The sequence below is a fragment of the Azospirillum humicireducens genome (assembly GCF_001639105.2).
Classification (GTDB): Bacteria; Pseudomonadota; Alphaproteobacteria; order Azospirillales; family Azospirillaceae; genus Azospirillum; species Azospirillum humicireducens.
The window spans coordinates 1,913,279-1,927,862 of sequence record NZ_CP015285.1 but is presented as its reverse complement, the minus strand read 5'-3'; the positions used below and the strand labels follow the sequence as shown (position 1 = coordinate 1,927,862).

Here is a 14,584-nt window from a genome sequence, read left to right as displayed (position 1 = left end):
TGGCAAAGAGTTCTGCCCCCTCCCTAACCCTCCCCCGCGTTCCGCGGGAGAGGGAACTCCGCCGCTCCTTTGCGTGACCTCTGCAAGCATCCTGCCCCCTCTCCCGCGAAGCGGGGGAGGGATGGGGAGGGGGCAACGTCGGAGTCCTCACTCCCGCCGTTCCGCCCGCCGGCGCAGCAGATGGTCGGCCAGGACGCAGGCCATCATCGCCTCGCCCACCGGCACGGCGCGGATGCCGACGCAGGGATCGTGACGGCCCTTGGTCAGGATGTCGGTGTCGTTGCCGGCGATGTCCACCGTCTGGCGCGGCGTCAGGATCGAGCTGGTCGGCTTCACCGCGAAGCGGACGACGATGTCCTGTCCGGTGGAGATGCCGCCCAGGATGCCGCCGGCATTGTTGGTCAGGAATTGCGGCTGGCCGTCGGCGCCCATGCGCATCTGGTCGGCATTGTCCTCGCCGGTCAGTTCGGCGGCGGCGAAGCCGTTGCCGATTTCGACTCCCTTCACCGCGTTGATCGTCATCATCGCGCAGGCGAGGTCGCTGTCCAGCTTGTCGTAGAGCGGGTCGCCCAGCCCCACCGGCACGCCGGAGGCCACCAGCTCGACCACCGCGCCGACCGACGAGCCGCTCTTGCGGATGCCGTCGAGATACTCGGCCCACTGGGTGGCGGCGACCGGGTCGGGGCAGAAGAAGGGGTTGTTGTCGATCTCCGCCCAGTCCCAGCGGCTGCGGTCGATCTTGTGCGGGCCGACCTGCACCAGGGCGCCCCGCACCTGGATGGCGGACCCCAGCACCTTGCGCGCCACCGCACCGGCGGCGACCCGGCAGGCGGTCTCCCGCGCCGAGGAGCGGCCGCCGCCGCGGTAATCGCGGATGCCGTATTTCTGCCAGTAGGTGTAGTCGGCATGGCCGGGGCGGAACTTGCCGGCGATGTCGCTGTAGTCCTTGGAGCGCTGGTCGGTGTTCTCGATCAGCAGCGAGATCGGCGTGCCGGTGGTCTTGCCCTCGAACACGCCGGACAGGATTTTCACCTGATCGGGTTCCTGGCGCTGGGTGGTGTAGCGCGACTGGCCGGGCCGGCGCTTGTCCATCCAGGGCTGGATGTCGGTTTCCGCGACAAGGTCGAGCAGCGACGGGCAGCCGTCGACGACGACGCCGATGGCCGGACCGTGGCTTTCGCCCCAGGTGGTGAAGCGGAAAAGCGTGCCGAAGCTGTTGCCGGCCATGGTGACATCCTCCCGAAACGAACCCGCGCCTAAGACTTCTCATGATGCGAAGAAGTGCAGGTTTCTTGCGGCCTTTCGGCGGCAAGGTCAAGGAAGCGATGAACCGATTTTTAAGGGGGGGTTTTAAAGGAGAAGGATGGTGCTGCCAGAGAGGATTGAACTCTCGACCTCTCCCTTACCAAGGGAGTGCTCTACCACTGAGCTACGGCAGCGCCAATTGCAGGCGCCTGATGGCGGGATCGGGGGAATGGTGCTGCCAGAGAGGATTGAACTCTCGACCTCTCCCTTACCAAGGGAGTGCTCTACCACTGAGCTACGGCAGCCCCGATAACCGATCATCGCGGAGGCGATGCGTCCGGGTGAGGCGTTCAGGCTTGACCGCCCCCCGAAGTGGCGCGGGTTATGCCACAGGCCTTTTGGGGATGCAAGCGCTTAAAATCACCTCGTCACTCACTTTTTTCCGCGACCGGAACCAGCCCCGAAATCACGCTTGCGTGGCGGCGGGCGGAAGCACCGCTTCGGCGCGGAAATCGGGCACGACGGTGCCGAGGATGGACAGCACACGGTCGCCGTCGCCGGCCCGCGCCGCCGCCTCCAGCTCGCCCACCGCGCGGTTGATCAGCGCATAGTCGATCAGCCGCGGAGAGGCGAGGAAGACGCCGTCGGCCTCGGTGCGGCTGGGCGCTTCGGCGGCGGTCAGGATTTCCTCGAACAGCTTCTCGCCGGGACGCAGGCCGGTGAAGGCGATCTCGATGTCCACGCCCGGCCGGTAGCCGGCCAGCCGGATCATCTGGCGGGCGAGGTCGGCGATCTTCACCGGTTCTCCCATGTCCAGCACCAGGATCTTGCCGCGGTCCTCGGCTCGGGTGGCACCATGGGCGGAGGCCTGGAGCACCAGCTCCACCGCCTCGCGCACGGTCATGAAATAGCGGCGCATGTCGGGATGGGTGACGGTCAGCGGCCCGCCCTGCGCCAACTGCCGGGTGAACAGCGGCACGACGGAGCCGGAGGAACCCAGCACATTGCCGAAGCGCACGGTCATGTAGCGGGTGGCCTGCTCCGTGCCGTCGCGCGGCGGCAGCACGTCCAGCGCCTGGCAATAGGTCTCGGCGAAGCGCTTGGCGGCGCCCATCACGCTGGTCGGGCGGATTGCCTTGTCGGTGGAGATCAGCACCATGGCGAGGCAGCCGGCGCCGCGCGCCGCGTCGGCCACGTTGCGGGTGCCGACCACGTTGGTCAGGGCGCCCTCGCACGGGTTGGCCTCCACCAGCGGCACATGCTTGAGCGCCGCGGCATGGAAGACCAGGGCGGGGCGCTCGTCCTGGAACAGGCGCAGGATGCGGTCTCGGTCGCGGACGTCGGCGATCACCGCGCGGGTGTCGAGGCCGGGGAACTTCTCCCGCACCTCCATCTCGATGCTGTAGAGGTTGAACTCCCCGGCATCGAGCAGGATCAGCCGCTCCGGCCCCAGCGCCGCGATCTGGCGGACCAGCTCGCTGCCGATGGTGCCTCCGGCGCCGGTGACGATCACCCGCCGCCCGCCGACCAGACCGGATATGGCGCCGCGGTCCAGCACCGCCTGCGGCCGGCCCAGCAGATCCTCCAGCGCGATGGGGCGCACCTCCACGCCCTTGCCTTCGCCGAGCGCCGATTTGAACTCGGTCAGGCTGGGCAGGCGGGACATGACCAGCCCCAGGGCCTCCGCCCGGTCGAGCATGCTGCGCAGGGTCGACCCCTTCAGCTCGGCATTGCCCTTGGTGACGATCAGCCGCTGCGGCCGCTCGCCCTTGCGCTCCAGCGTCTGGACCACCTGCTCGAGATCGTCGGGGCCGCCCAGCACCGGCACGCCGCGCACGGCATGGCCGACGCGCCGGCCCTTGTCGTCGAGGATGCCGACCACGCGATAGGCCGACTGCCCCGGCTGGTCGAGCGAGCGGATGAACAGCTCCGCCGCGTCGCCGACGCCCAGCAGCAGGACGGGGATGCGCGGGACGCCCTCCACCGCCTCGGCCCAGCTGAAGCGGCGGTCCTTCAGGAAGCGGTAGGCGAAGCGCGGTCCGCCCAGCAAAAGCATCTGCACCAGCCACAGGATCGGCGGCAGCGAGCGCGGCAGCAGTTCGGCCCGCGTCAGCAGGAACATCGCCAGCACGAAGCACAGCACAGCCACCGTGACGGCGCGCACCACCTGCATCAGGTCGGGGATGGAGGCATAGCGCCAGATGCCGCGGTACAGACCGAACAGCAGGAAGACTGCCGCCGAAACACCGACCAGCACCGGCAACGCGATGGCCAGAGCGTCGGAATAGAGACTGAAGGCGGAACCGCCCACCCGCAGATAGAGGGCCACGACCAGGGCTACCCCGGTCATCACCAGATCATGCAGGAACACCAGGGATGCCCGTGCGGACGGGATGCGCATGCCGCTAAACCTTGTTCATTCGTTCGGCGTGTTTCGACTTTGCGATCAGCCGCGGGTAGCTTTGAACCATTCCGCGGTGGCGCGCAACCCGGTCGCTAGGTCATGGGGCGGGCGCCAGCCCAGCCTGTTGCGGATGGGGCCGTCATCCACCGTCAGCGTGCCGGCCAGACGGTCGAACACAGCCCGCGTCCCGGTCAGCGCCGCGGCCAGCGCCATCAGACCCTGGGGCACCGGAATCAGCCGGGCCGGCCGGTCGAGCGCGGCGGCGATGGCGCGAACCAGATCGGCGGTCGACAGCGGCTCGCCATCCTGGACCAGGAAGGTCTGTCCTGCAGCGTCGGGATGCTCCAGCACCGTCACCACCGCGTCGGCGAGGTTGCCGACATAGATCAGGCTGCGCCGGTTGCGGATGCCGCCCAGTGGCAGCGGCAGGCCGGTCGCCACCAGTTTCAGCAGGGCGCGCATGTTGCCGGCGGCGCCGGGGCCGTAGACCAGCGGCGGGCGGATCACCGCGACCTCCATGCCGGTGCGGGCGGCGATCTCCGCCAGCGCGCGTTCGGCCTCCAGCTTCGACAGGCCGTAGGGGCTGTGCGGGTCGGGCGCTGTTGCCGCATCCAGCGGAGCGGGGCGGCTTTCATCCACCATCGCCTTGATGCTGCTGAGGAAGACGAAGCGCTTCACCCCGGCCGCAGCGGCCTGCTCCGCCAGCCGGACGGTGCCGGCGCTGTTGACGCGGCGGAACTCGGCCAGCGGGTCTGCGGCGGTGTCGCGCATGACATGGACGCGGGCCGCCATGTGGATCACGGCGTCGACGCCGGCGAGTGCGGCGGTCCAGTCGGTGCCGGGGCCGATGTCGCCGACGACCGCCGGCTCCCACGGTCCTTCCGAGGCGGTGCGCAGTGCCGCGCGCACCCGGTGTCCGTGGGCGGCCAGCAGCGGGAGGGTGTGGCGGCCGACGAAGCCGGTGGCGCCGGTCAGGAGAACGCGCATGTGCTGGATGGTCCGGACTTGGTTCGGATGATGGATTGAGCGGCGATTTATTATCCGGTTTGGCCAGGGTGCGCCATGGCGCAAAGTCCCACGTCCCTTTTCCGGCTTTCGGTCGATGCAAGGAATGGCTATAAGCTGGAAAGGGACGCGTGAATAAGGACGCTACCAAGACATGTCACATCTCGTGGACGATGCGAATGATCGGCACAGCCGAATCATCATCGTCAGCTTTAATTGCGCCGACTTCGTCAATCGCGTCATTGGCTGTCTGCTCGACCAGACCGATCCCGCTTTCGAGGTGGTGATCGTCGATAACGCCTCGAAGGACGTCGACGCCATCGCTTTGCCTGCCGATCCGCGATTCCGCATGATCCGGTCGGACACGAATGTGGGGTTCGCCAAGGCCAACAATGTCGGCGCCGCCAGTGCCACCGTTCCCTGGATCGTCACGCTGAACCCCGACGCCTTTCCGCGCCGCGACTGGATGGAGCGGCTGCAGGCTGCCGCCCGCGCGCAGCCCGACGTGGCGATGTTCGGCTCGACCCAGCTCTTCTCGCACGATCCCCGCATGATCGACGGCGAGGGCGACCAGTATTCCATCTTCGGCTTCGCCTGGCGGGTCAATTACCGCCGCATTCTGAAGCCGCCCTATTACAGCGGGACGGTCTTCTCACCCTGTGCCGCCGCCGCCATGTACCGGCGCGATTATTTCGAGTCCGTCGGCGGTTTCGACGAGGATTTCTTCTGCTATTGCGAAGATGTCGATCTCGGCTTCCGCATCCGGCTCTGCGGCGGTCCGGCCGTGCAGGCCGGCGACGCGGTGGTGGAGCATGTCAGCAGCGGCGTGTCCAAGCAGTACGGCACCTTCGCCCAGTATCACGGCGTCCGCAATCTGGTGTGGACCATGGTGAAGAACATGCCGCTGCCGCTGCTGCCGCTGGCCTTCGTCGGCCATGCGCTGCTGGTGGTCTATCTGGTGGTGCGCAGCCTGGGCAGCGGGCGCACAGGCGCCATCGGCCGCGGCATCCGCGACGCGCTGTGCGGCCTGCCGCGCATGATCGCCAAGCGCCGAGTCATCCAGCGCGGCCGCAAGGCCACGCTGTGGCAGGTCGCCCGCATGATCGCCTGGAACCCGCTGCTGCTGAAGACCCGCGGCCGTCCGGGATTGCGGAAGTCGCACAGCTCAGACCAGCCGCCATCCGTGGGTGTTGAAAAAGCGTAGGGCGGAGCGGGCGAACATCCGGATGTGCGCGCCGCCCTTGCGCGCCGCCTTGCCGCCGAAATGCACCATGCGCACCTCGGGAACATAGGCGATCTCGCCCAGAGCCATTGCCCGGCGGGACAGGTCGAAATCCTCGAAATACAGGAAATAGCCGTCGTCGAAGCCGCCCAGCCGGGTCAGCGCCTCGCGCCGGAACAGCATGAAGGCGCCGCTGACCTGCTCCAGCCCGGTGACGATGGCGTCGCGGGTCACGTCGCGCATCTCGTAGCGGTCGAGCCGTGCGGCGAACATCCGCTTGAGCGGGGCAGGGGCGAAGGCGCGCAGGCCGAGGTCCAGCACCGTGGGGCGGCGCTTGCACAGGAATTCCTGCTCGCCCGACGGGCCGAACACCTTGGGCGTCAGCAGGACCGTGCGCGGGTGCGCCTCCATGTAACGCCAGCCGGCCAGCAGGGCGTCGGATTCCAGCAGGATGTCGTAGTTCAGGATCAGATGATAGGGCGCATCGCCCTGCCGGATCGCCAGATTGTGACCGGCGCCATAGCCGACATTGCCGTGCCCGGCGATCAGTGCCACCGGTGGCCGGCCGGCCTCCGCATAGCGGTCGAGCAGCGGCCGGAGCGGACTGGATGCCGTATCGCTGCCCTCCGGCGCACCATTGTCGACGATCCACAGGCGCGTTTGCACGCCTGCCCCTTCAGCCAGCCGGTCGGCGGCAGCACCGATGGTGTCGAGGGAGCGGGCCAGCAGCTCCGGATCGGGATGGAAGAGGACGACCGACAGGTCGAGGAAGGAGGAAGTCATCGGAATCAGGCTTTCGACATCCGCGTCAGCGTCACCAGCAACAGAGCGACGGTCACGGCTCCGGGCACGAGCGTCCAGGCGCCGAAGCTGCCGGCGGCCAGTGCCGCGGCGACAAGGGCGAGACTGTAGCCGACGATGGTCAACACCACCCGGTCATGCCGGCCGACGCCCTTGGCGGCCTTCTGATAGAAGTGTTCGCGGTGGGCCTTCCAGATCTTTTCGCCGCGCAGCAGCCGGCGCAGCAGCGTGATGGTGGCGTCGGTGAGGTAGTAGGCAGGCAGGATCAGCGCCGCCGCCCAATCGCCGCGCGCTGCCAGCGAGGTCAGCAGGAAGGCCAGGATATGGCCGAGCGGGATGCTGCCGACATCGCCCATGAACATGCGCGCCGGCCGCCAATTGTGGGTCAGGAACCCCGCCGCCGCCCCGGCCAGCGCCGCCCCGGCGACTCCGGTCAGCCCGAAATCGCCCATCACCAGCGACACCAGCGCGACGCCGCTGCCGATCAGGATGGTCTCGCTGCCGGCCAGCCCGTCGATTCCGTCCATGAAATTGTAGAGGTTGACGAACCACAGCCACAGGAAGGCGGTCGCCGCCCGGTCGAGCCCCCAGGGCAGCCAGCCCTGCCACACCAACTGGTTGGAGGGCAGCGCCAGCAGCCCGAACGCCACCGCCAGCGCCTGCACCCCCAGACGCAGCAGAGGCGACAGCTCGCGCCGGTCATCCATCCACGACACCCCCATCAGCGCCAGCGTCCCCAGCAGCACCGCCCCCGTCTCCAGCGGCCGGCCGAAGACGATCCCGGCGACGGCGAAGACCGGCACCACCGTCAGCATCACCGCCCAGCCGCCGCCGCGCGGGGTGGGAGCCTGGTGGCTCGACCGCTCGTTCGGGATGTCCATGATGCTGCTGGCGAGCAGATAGCGCAGGACCCGCGTCGACAGGTACCAGCCGACGGCCAGACACAGCAGGAAGACGGCGATCAGCGCGGAGGAATAAGCGGTGGACGTCATGGTGACTCGGGTGGTGGAGAGGCAGGGGGACGGTCAGAGCTTGTGATAGCCCTTGTACCACTCCACGAAGCGGGGCAGGCCGATCTCGATGGGGGTCTTCGGCTCGAAGCCCAGAATCTGGCGGCTCAACCCGATGTCGGCGGCGGTTTCCTGCACGTCGCCGGCCTGCATCGGCTCCATCACCTTCACGGCCTCGCGGCCGAACGCCTGCTCCAGCACGGTGATGAAGCGCATCAACTCCTCGCACCGGTTGTTGCCGAGGTTGAAGACGCGGTGCGGGGCGCCGGTCTCCGCATCGACCGGGGCGGGGCGGTCGAGGGCGGCCAGCACGCCGGCGACGATGTCGTCGATGTAGGTGAAGTCGCGCTTCATCTTGCCGCCGTTGAAGACGCGGATCGGCCGGCCGGCGGTGATGGCGTCGGCGAACAGCCAGGTCGCCATGTCCGGCCGGCTCCACGGACCGTAGACCGTGAAGAATCGCAAGCCGGTCATTGGCAGCTGATAGAGGTGGCTGTAGGTGAAGGCCAGCATTTCCGCCGCCTTCTTGGTGGCGGCATAGACCGACACCGGGCTGTCCACCCGGTCCTCCACCGAGAAGGGCATCTTGCGGTTGGCGCCGTAGACGGACGAGGTCGAGGCATAGACGAAATGCCGCAAGGCCGGCATGCGCCGCGCCGACTCCAACAGCGTCACCTGACCGGTGACGTTGGCGTCGACATAGGCGTAGGGATTCTCGATGGAATAGCGCACGCCCGGCTGAGCCGCCAGATGGACCACGCCCGTCACGTCGGCGAACTGCGGCCACAGCCCTTCCACCGTCGCACGGTCGGAGATGTCGGCCTTGATGAAGCGGAAGCCGGGCCGGCCGGTCAGCCCGGCCAGCCGCGCCTCCTTCAAGGCGACCGCATAATAGTCGCTCATGTTGTCGAGGCCCAGCACGCTTTCCCCGCGGTCCAGCAGAGCCGCGGCGACATGCGATCCGATGAAGCCGGCGGCACCGGTGACGAGGATGGTCATGGTCTCAAGGTCCTTATGACGATGGTCCGACGGACTTATGCCCCAGCGGCGACCGGGGCGCCAGCCTGCATCCATGTCGGTCCGCCGAGCGGTTCGCATGCTTGACAGCCGATCCGCCCTACCGGTCTACTGCGCGACCGCGACACATCAGGACCGATGGGACAATCGATGCCCCCGAAGAAGAATCCGCTGAACCTGAACCCGCTGCAGCTGCGCACCCTGACCTTGCTGCAGGAGCTCGCCCGACTGGAGAACAAGCCGGCCGAGGACGAGGAGGGTGGCTTCCAGATCACCGCCCTGCCGCATGCCCACGGCAACCATTTCCATCTCGGCCATTCCGTCGTCGCCGCCAAGGACGCCACCGGCCTGCAGAACGATGCGGTCTGGACCATCCTGGAGCGCAAGGGCATCGTGAAGCGCACCCCTGGCGCCGCGATCCTGACCGCGACCGGCGTCGGGTACGACACCGGCCTGCGCGACCAGATCCTGCACCAGTCCAACCACTGAGGCTGGCCATTGAGGCCGGCTGCGGAGCCGCTCCGATGGACGACACCGCCGAGACGATGAAGGAACCGCCGGCCTCGGTGAAGCCGAAGCCGGCGGCAAAGGGGCGCGACGAACGCCTCGCCGCCCGCCTGCGCGAGAACCTGCGCAAGCGCAAGGAACAGGCCCGGCAGCGGGGAGAGTGAGCGGGGCGCAAGGCGTCCGTGCCCCCCGCCCAACCTTCCCCGCTGGGCGCGGGAGGTTAGGCGGGAGGGTAGCGCTGCTAGATATGCCTGCTAAGCCAGATCCTTCCTGAACCAGATCTGCCTGTGCCCCGGCGGATAGCCCTCCATCTCCGCCCACACCTGATAACCCTGCTTCGGATAGAAGCCCGGCGCCTGGAAGTCGTAGGTGTAAAGCCGCGACCAGCGGCAGCCGCGGACTTTCGCCTCCGTCTCCGCCGCAGCCATCAACCGACCGCCGAGACCGCTGCCGCGCGTGGAGTCATCCACCCACAGCAGGTCGACATACAGCCAGTCCCAGTTGGTGTAGCCGACCAGCCCGCCCTTCAGCGTGCCGTCCGCGTCGCGGGCGACCACCACGAGGTCGCGGCGATCATAGGCGCGGCCGAGCGACGCCTCGTTGTAGGCGCGCAGGCCGTCGAAGACTCCGGCCAGATCGGCCGGGGCGGGGGTGTCCGTCACGGACAGGGTGAAGTTTCTGATCATGGTTGGGAGCTTAGACGCCGCCGCGCGCAAGACCAGCGCCGTGATAAAGAACCGTCCATGCGCGCCAAGCGGCCTCGCTTTCCTTGAGCGCCGCCGCGTGCTCGGCTACAAACCAGCCTTCACGACCCCTCCATCCAAACGATACGCCAAGGAGTACCCCCGCGATGGGCATCATGCCGGACAGCTGGATCCGCGAGATGGCCGAGACCAAGGGCATGATCGAGCCCTTCGTCGAGACCCAGAAGCGCGAAGGCGTGATTTCCTACGGCGTGTCGTCCTACGGCTACGACGCCCGGGTCGCCGACGAATTCAAGATCTTCACCAACGTCGACAATGCCATCGTCGACCCGAAGCGTTTCGACGATTCGAGCTTTGTCGACCGCAAGACCGACGTCTGCATCATTCCGCCGAACAGTTTCGCGCTGGCCCGTACGGTTGAGTATTTCCGCATCCCGCGCGACGTTCTGGTCATCTGCCTGGGCAAGAGCACCTATGCCCGCTGCGGGCTGATCGTGAACGTCACCCCGCTGGAGCCGGAGTGGGAAGGCCACGTCACTCTGGAAATCTCCAACACCACCCCGCTGCCCGCCAAGGTCTATGCGAACGAGGGACTGTGCCAGTTCCTGTTCCTGAAGGGCGACAGCGTCTGCGAGGTGTCCTACGCCGACAAGTCCGGCAAATACATGGGGCAGAAGGGCGTCACGCTGCCCCGGCTCTGAGCACTCCTAACTCCGATCGCTCGTTAGAGCGTATCCGCGAAAGAAACAGGTCCATGGACAAGATCCGCATCCGCGGCGGCCGCCCGCTGAACGGCTCCATCACCGTTGGTGGCGCCAAGAACGCCGCCCTGCCGCTGATGACGGCGTCGCTGCTCACCGACGAGACGCTGACGCTGACCAACCTGCCGATCCTGGCCGACATCAACACGCTGTGCAATCTGCTGCTGCAGCACGGCGTGGCGATCCACATGGCCGGTGCCGGCGGTGACTGCGCCGGCCGCGCCGTGGACTTCACCGCGCGCGACATCACCAACACCACCGCCCCCTACGATCTGGTCCGCAAGATGCGCGCCAGCGTGCTGGTGCTGGGACCGCTGCTGGCCCGCTGCGGCGAGGCCAAGGTGTCGCTGCCCGGCGGCTGCGCCATCGGCGCGCGTCCGGTGGACCTGCACATCAAGGGTCTGGAGGCGATGGGCGCCGACATCCGGATCGAGGCGGGATACATCGTCGCCAAGGCCCCGGCCGGCGGCCTGCGCGGTGCGGAATACGTCTTCCCCAAGGTGTCGGTCGGCGCGACCGAGAATCTGCTGATGGCCGCCACGCTGGCCAAGGGCACCACCATCCTGGTCAACGCCGCGCGCGAGCCGGAGGTCACCGACCTCGCCGAATGCCTGGTCAAGATGGGGGCGAGGATCACCGGCATCGGCAGCGACCGGCTGGTGATCGAGGGTGTGGACCGGTTGCATGCCGCCCGCCACATGGTGGTGGCCGACCGCATCGAGACCGGCACCTACGCCATCGCCGCGGCGATCACCGGTGGCCGTCTTGACATCATGAACACCCGTCTCGATTTGATCAAAGCAGCGGTCAAGGCGCTGGCTCCGGCCGGCGTCGCCTTCGAGGAGATCGAGAACGGGATCCGCGTTTCGCGCGCCAACGGCGAACTGCACGGCGTCGATGTGATGACCGAGCCGTTCCCCGGTTTTCCCACCGACCTTCAGGCCCAGATGATGGCCCTGATGTGCACGGCGAAGGGGGCGGCGATGATCACGGAGACGATCTTCGAGAACCGCTTCATGCACGCACCGGAACTGACGCGCATGGGCGCGCGGATCACGGTCCACGGCTCGTCGGCCCTGGTGCGCGGTGTGGAGCGCCTGACCGGTGCGCCCGTGATGGCGACGGACCTGCGCGCTTCGGTGTCGCTGGTGCTCGCCGGGCTGGCGGCGGAGGGGGAGACGATGGTCAACCGCGTCTATCACCTCGACCGCGGCTATGAGCGGGTGGAGGAGAAGCTGGCGGCCTGCGGTGCGGAGATCGAGCGCATCCACGGCGGCGACGAGTAAGCGGCGGGGGTGCCCCTCCCGCCTTCCCCTTGAGGTTGGCCTTTCCCGAGAGGTGCCCCCGATTATGACGGCCATCACCCCGATCCGCCTGCGTGCCGAGGATGAGGAAGACCTGAAGGTCGTCTCCGCCTGCCTTCAGGACGCCATCCTGCCGATTGGCGACATGTGCTTCCAGCCCGACGAGAAGCGGTTCGTCATGGTCGTCAACCGCTTCCGCTGGGAGTCCGCCGACCGGCCCCGGCCCGGCCCCACCGCCGACGACGACGATCTGGCTCCCTACGAGCGGGTCCATTGCGGCTTGCGGGTGGAGGGGGTGACCGGGGCCAAGCTGCGCGGATTCGACCTGAAGGACCGCGGCCGGATGCTGGAACTGCTGTCGATGGAGACGGTGGAGGGCGGCGTCGCCCTGCAATTCGCCGGCGGCGGCTGCGTTCGCCTGGATGCGCCGTCCTGGCGCATGGTGGTGGAGGATCTGGGCGAGCCCTGGCCCACCGGCTGCAAACCTTGCCATCCCGACGAGCCCGAACAGAGCCAGATCGCCTGAGTGACCAGGCGGCCGGCGGAGCGCCGGTTCAGCGCTCCGCGACCTGGGTGTCGTTGTGCAGGCGGCGGATCACCTCCTGCGCGGTCTTCCTGTAGGTGACGGTGTCCTCGGCCTCGCCCGGCGTCAATTGCGAGCGGTGGACGGTGAAGAATCGGTGGCCGACGTCCAGCATCCCGCTGGCCTCGACCAGGACGCTGTCGTCCTTGCCGCTGGAGGCCGGGGAAACGGAAACGATCTGGCCCAGCTCTTCGCCCAGCAGGCCGGTCACCTCGACGCCGACGAGGTCATCACCGCCGCGCGGATCGGCGGCCAGCGCCGACTCGGCGTGGGCAATGGATAGGGTCGCCGTAAGCGCAAGGCCGGTCAACAGGGTCTGGAACCGCATGGATCGGGCTCCCTTCACTGATGTGTGTCTCGTATGTCACAATCAACATAGGAATTGAGGAACGGTTCCCAGGGAACCATCCAGGGGTAATCCGGTTGCTGCGGGATAGGCCAACGCAATGGCCTTCAACGCGATGCACAGCGAAGGAGACCCCTCCATGGCTCAGAAACTCGACGGCAAGACCGTCGCCGTCCTCGCCACCGACGGCTTCGAACAGGTGGAACTGACCGAACCGGTGAAGGCGCTCCGCGACGCCGGCGCCACCGTGCATGTGGTCGCGCCCAAGGCCGGGCAGATCCAGGGCTGGAATCACCATGACCGCGGCGACATGGTCGATGTGGACGTCACGCTCGACCAGGCCGATGCCGGCCTCTATGATGCACTGCTGCTGCCGGGGGGCGTGATCAACCCGGATGCGCTGAGGCTGGAGCCCAAGGCGATCGATTTCGTGAAGAGCTTCGTCACGTCCGGGCGGCCCATCGCGGCGATCTGCCATGGCCCCTGGACGCTGATCGATGCCGATGGTGTGCGCGGCAAGCGCATGACCAGCTGGCCGTCGCTGCAGGCCGACCTGCGCAACGCGGGCGTCAACTGGGTGGACGAGCAGGTGGTGACCGACCGCGGGCTTGTCACCTCGCGCAAGCCAGACGACATCCCGGCCTTCTGCCGCAAAATGATCGAGGAGTTCTGCGAAGGCCGGCACACGGGCCATCGTCACGCGGCGGAGTAGGGGCGCTTTTGCCCCCTCCCTAACCCTCCCCCGCTTCGCGGGAGAGGGGACTGCCGCCGCCCTGCGCTACACTCCCTCTACCGCCGAAGGCGGGGGAGGGAAGGGGCCCATGCGCAAGCATGGGAAGGGAGGGGGCACCCCCCACCAACACCTCCCCCCTACGCCGTCACCAGCGGCGACAACCCGTTCTGGATCGCCCACACCGCGGCCTGGGTGCGGTTCTGCGCGTTGATCTTCCGCATCACGTTCTTGAAATGCATCTTCACGGTCGATTCCGTGATGTGCAGGTTGCGCGCGATGGCCTTGTTCGACTGGCCGGCCAGAAGGCAGCGCAGGATCTGCACCTCGCGCTTCGACAGGTCGCCACTGGGCGGCATGGCGATGGGCGTCGGCGTGTGCTGCGGGCGCTCGTTCGCCGCGGCCATCAGCAGGCCGGCGACATGGGTGGGATAGACCACCTCGCCCAGCATCACCAGCCGAAGGGAGCGCAGCAGGCTCTCGCTCGACATGCTCTTGTTCAGATAGGCGTCGGCGCCTGCCTTCAGCGACTGCGACAGGCTGCGGTCGGCGATGGTGTCGGCCAGCACGACGATCCGCGCCGACGTGCCTTCGCGCAGGCGGCGGATGCCGGCGATCTCCTCGGGCATGCCGTCCTGAAGCGCCAGCACGATCATGTCGGGCTGGTCGCCGTCGGCAATCAGGTCGAGCGCGTCGTCGGCGCTGGCTGCGTGGGCGCTGACCCGGAAGGGGCCGCCGCCGATCAGCGTTGCCAGGGCCGCCGAAAACAGCCGGTCATGGTCGACCAGCATCACAGTCCATGTCTTCATCGATCATCCTCCGCTGGGCCGCCCTTTGCCGGGCGGCGGCGATCCCGCCTTTGTCTGCATCCCCTGGCCCGCGGTCAGAAGACCAGGGCGAAGGACCGAGCCGTCCGATCCGGTCCAGGCAGACTCCGAACATGAA

General features: G+C 67.7%; 16 protein-coding genes and 2 tRNA genes. 7 read left to right on the top strand and 11 right to left on the bottom strand.

Features of this window, described 5'->3' with window-relative positions:
* Positions 1-147: 147 nt before the first annotated feature.
* The 5 genes from aroC to A6A40_RS08925 all read right to left on the bottom strand — a co-directional run bounded on the left by aroC (position 148) and on the right by A6A40_RS08925 (position 4,636).
* The gene (gene aroC / locus A6A40_RS08945) at positions 148-1,227 is read right to left on the bottom strand and encodes a chorismate synthase (RefSeq protein ID WP_063635088.1); all 1,080 of its coding nucleotides are present in this window, start codon (positions 1,225-1,227) and stop codon (positions 148-150) included.
* Between the two features lie 137 nt (positions 1,228-1,364).
* Positions 1,365-1,439, bottom strand: a tRNA-Thr gene (locus tag A6A40_RS08940).
* Positions 1,440-1,475: 36 nt separating this feature from the next.
* Positions 1,476-1,550 (bottom strand) — tRNA-Thr (locus tag A6A40_RS08935).
* Between the two features lie 161 nt (positions 1,551-1,711).
* Positions 1,712-3,646 carry a polysaccharide biosynthesis protein gene (locus tag A6A40_RS08930; protein ID WP_063635087.1) on the bottom strand — a complete coding sequence of 645 codons (1,935 nt, stop codon included), beginning with the start codon at positions 3,644-3,646 and terminating at the stop codon, positions 1,712-1,714.
* A gap of 45 nt (positions 3,647-3,691) precedes the next feature.
* The gene (locus A6A40_RS08925; protein ID WP_063635086.1) at positions 3,692-4,636 is read right to left on the bottom strand and encodes a UDP-glucose 4-epimerase family protein; all 945 of its coding nucleotides are present in this window, start codon (positions 4,634-4,636) and stop codon (positions 3,692-3,694) included.
* Positions 4,637-4,808: 172 nt separating this feature from the next.
* On the opposite strand from A6A40_RS08925, the gene A6A40_RS08920 reads away from it, so the two are divergent.
* Complete coding sequence (locus tag A6A40_RS08920) at positions 4,809-5,858, top strand: glycosyltransferase family 2 protein (protein WP_063635085.1); 1,050 nt, start codon at positions 4,809-4,811, stop codon at positions 5,856-5,858.
* Here A6A40_RS08920 and A6A40_RS08915 read toward each other — a convergent pair.
* The 3 genes from A6A40_RS08915 to A6A40_RS08905 are packed head-to-tail and all read right to left on the bottom strand — an operon-like array spanning position 5,820 to position 8,686.
* A complete protein-coding gene (locus A6A40_RS08915) occupies positions 5,820-6,659 on the bottom strand; it encodes a glycosyltransferase family 2 protein (protein ID WP_063635084.1) in 840 nt (279 codons plus the stop codon). The genes A6A40_RS08920 and A6A40_RS08915 overlap by 39 nt on opposite strands.
* A gap of 5 nt (positions 6,660-6,664) precedes the next feature.
* Positions 6,665-7,669 carry an MraY family glycosyltransferase gene (locus tag A6A40_RS08910; protein WP_063635083.1) on the bottom strand — a complete coding sequence of 335 codons (1,005 nt, stop codon included), beginning with the start codon at positions 7,667-7,669 and terminating at the stop codon, positions 6,665-6,667.
* A gap of 33 nt (positions 7,670-7,702) precedes the next feature.
* Positions 7,703-8,686: an SDR family NAD(P)-dependent oxidoreductase gene (locus A6A40_RS08905; RefSeq protein ID WP_063635082.1), complete on the bottom strand. Its 984-nt coding sequence runs from the start codon at positions 8,684-8,686 to the stop codon at positions 7,703-7,705.
* A gap of 168 nt (positions 8,687-8,854) precedes the next feature.
* Between A6A40_RS08905 and A6A40_RS08900 the strand changes: the two genes are divergently transcribed.
* Together A6A40_RS08900 and A6A40_RS30970 are read left to right on the top strand one after the other, a co-directional pair.
* Entirely contained in the window at positions 8,855-9,193 is a 339-nt protein-coding gene (locus A6A40_RS08900; RefSeq protein ID WP_063635081.1) for a hypothetical protein, read from the top strand.
* A gap of 35 nt (positions 9,194-9,228) precedes the next feature.
* On the top strand, positions 9,229-9,375 hold the full coding sequence (locus tag A6A40_RS30970; RefSeq protein ID WP_167562462.1) for a hypothetical protein: 147 nt from the start codon (positions 9,229-9,231) through the stop codon (positions 9,373-9,375).
* 90 nt (positions 9,376-9,465) lie between these two features.
* On the opposite strand, the gene A6A40_RS08895 is transcribed toward A6A40_RS30970, so the two are convergent.
* Positions 9,466-9,897 (bottom strand): GNAT family N-acetyltransferase, encoded by a 432-nt coding sequence (locus A6A40_RS08895; protein ID WP_063635080.1) that lies wholly within the window; start codon positions 9,895-9,897, stop codon positions 9,466-9,468.
* A gap of 164 nt (positions 9,898-10,061) precedes the next feature.
* Here A6A40_RS08895 and dcd point away from each other — a divergent pair, with 164 nt between their 5' ends.
* The 3 genes from dcd (at position 10,062) to A6A40_RS08880 (ending at position 12,506) form a co-directional block, all read left to right on the top strand.
* A complete protein-coding gene (dcd, locus tag A6A40_RS08890) occupies positions 10,062-10,616 on the top strand; it encodes a dCTP deaminase (protein WP_014248468.1) in 555 nt (184 codons plus the stop codon).
* Positions 10,617-10,669: 53 nt separating this feature from the next.
* On the top strand, positions 10,670-11,962 hold the full coding sequence (murA, locus tag A6A40_RS08885) for a UDP-N-acetylglucosamine 1-carboxyvinyltransferase (protein WP_063635079.1): 1,293 nt from the start codon (positions 10,670-10,672) through the stop codon (positions 11,960-11,962).
* Between the two features lie 64 nt (positions 11,963-12,026).
* Positions 12,027-12,506 (top strand): DUF2948 family protein, encoded by a 480-nt coding sequence (locus tag A6A40_RS08880; RefSeq protein WP_063635078.1) that lies wholly within the window; start codon positions 12,027-12,029, stop codon positions 12,504-12,506.
* A gap of 28 nt (positions 12,507-12,534) precedes the next feature.
* On the opposite strand, the gene A6A40_RS08875 is transcribed toward A6A40_RS08880, so the two are convergent.
* Positions 12,535-12,891 (bottom strand): hypothetical protein, encoded by a 357-nt coding sequence (locus tag A6A40_RS08875; protein ID WP_063635077.1) that lies wholly within the window; start codon positions 12,889-12,891, stop codon positions 12,535-12,537.
* A gap of 157 nt (positions 12,892-13,048) precedes the next feature.
* Here A6A40_RS08875 and A6A40_RS08870 point away from each other — a divergent pair, with 157 nt between their 5' ends.
* The gene (locus A6A40_RS08870) at positions 13,049-13,621 is read left to right on the top strand and encodes a type 1 glutamine amidotransferase domain-containing protein (protein WP_063636190.1); all 573 of its coding nucleotides are present in this window, start codon (positions 13,049-13,051) and stop codon (positions 13,619-13,621) included.
* Positions 13,622-13,779: 158 nt separating this feature from the next.
* Here A6A40_RS08870 and A6A40_RS08865 read toward each other — a convergent pair whose 3' ends face one another.
* On the bottom strand, positions 13,780-14,448 hold the full coding sequence (locus A6A40_RS08865; protein ID WP_063635076.1) for a LuxR C-terminal-related transcriptional regulator: 669 nt from the start codon (positions 14,446-14,448) through the stop codon (positions 13,780-13,782).
* Positions 14,449-14,584 lie beyond the last annotated feature (136 nt).

Coding starts and splice junctions, on each gene's coding strand:
- aroC (WP_063635088.1), bottom strand. CDS start 1,227: ATGGCCGGCAACAGCTTCGGCACGCTTTTCCGCTTCACCACCTGGGGC.
- A6A40_RS08930 (WP_063635087.1), bottom strand. CDS start 3,646: ATGCGCATCCCGTCCGCACGGGCATCCCTGGTGTTCCTGCATGATCTG.
- A6A40_RS08925 (WP_063635086.1), bottom strand. CDS start 4,636: ATGCGCGTTCTCCTGACCGGCGCCACCGGCTTCGTCGGCCGCCACACC.
- A6A40_RS08920 (WP_063635085.1), top strand. CDS start 4,809: ATGTCACATCTCGTGGACGATGCGAATGATCGGCACAGCCGAATCATC.
- A6A40_RS08915 (WP_063635084.1), bottom strand. CDS start 6,659: ATGACTTCCTCCTTCCTCGACCTGTCGGTCGTCCTCTTCCATCCCGAT.
- A6A40_RS08910 (WP_063635083.1), bottom strand. CDS start 7,669: ATGACGTCCACCGCTTATTCCTCCGCGCTGATCGCCGTCTTCCTGCTG.
- A6A40_RS08905 (WP_063635082.1), bottom strand. CDS start 8,686: ATGACCATCCTCGTCACCGGTGCCGCCGGCTTCATCGGATCGCATGTC.
- A6A40_RS08900 (WP_063635081.1), top strand. CDS start 8,855: ATGCCCCCGAAGAAGAATCCGCTGAACCTGAACCCGCTGCAGCTGCGC.
- A6A40_RS30970 (WP_167562462.1), top strand. CDS start 9,229: ATGGACGACACCGCCGAGACGATGAAGGAACCGCCGGCCTCGGTGAAG.
- A6A40_RS08895 (WP_063635080.1), bottom strand. CDS start 9,897: ATGATCAGAAACTTCACCCTGTCCGTGACGGACACCCCCGCCCCGGCC.
- dcd (WP_014248468.1), top strand. CDS start 10,062: ATGGGCATCATGCCGGACAGCTGGATCCGCGAGATGGCCGAGACCAAG.
- murA (WP_063635079.1), top strand. CDS start 10,670: ATGGACAAGATCCGCATCCGCGGCGGCCGCCCGCTGAACGGCTCCATC.
- A6A40_RS08880 (WP_063635078.1), top strand. CDS start 12,027: ATGACGGCCATCACCCCGATCCGCCTGCGTGCCGAGGATGAGGAAGAC.
- A6A40_RS08875 (WP_063635077.1), bottom strand. CDS start 12,891: ATGCGGTTCCAGACCCTGTTGACCGGCCTTGCGCTTACGGCGACCCTA.
- A6A40_RS08870 (WP_063636190.1), top strand. CDS start 13,049: ATGGCTCAGAAACTCGACGGCAAGACCGTCGCCGTCCTCGCCACCGAC.
- A6A40_RS08865 (WP_063635076.1), bottom strand. CDS start 14,448: ATGAAGACATGGACTGTGATGCTGGTCGACCATGACCGGCTGTTTTCG.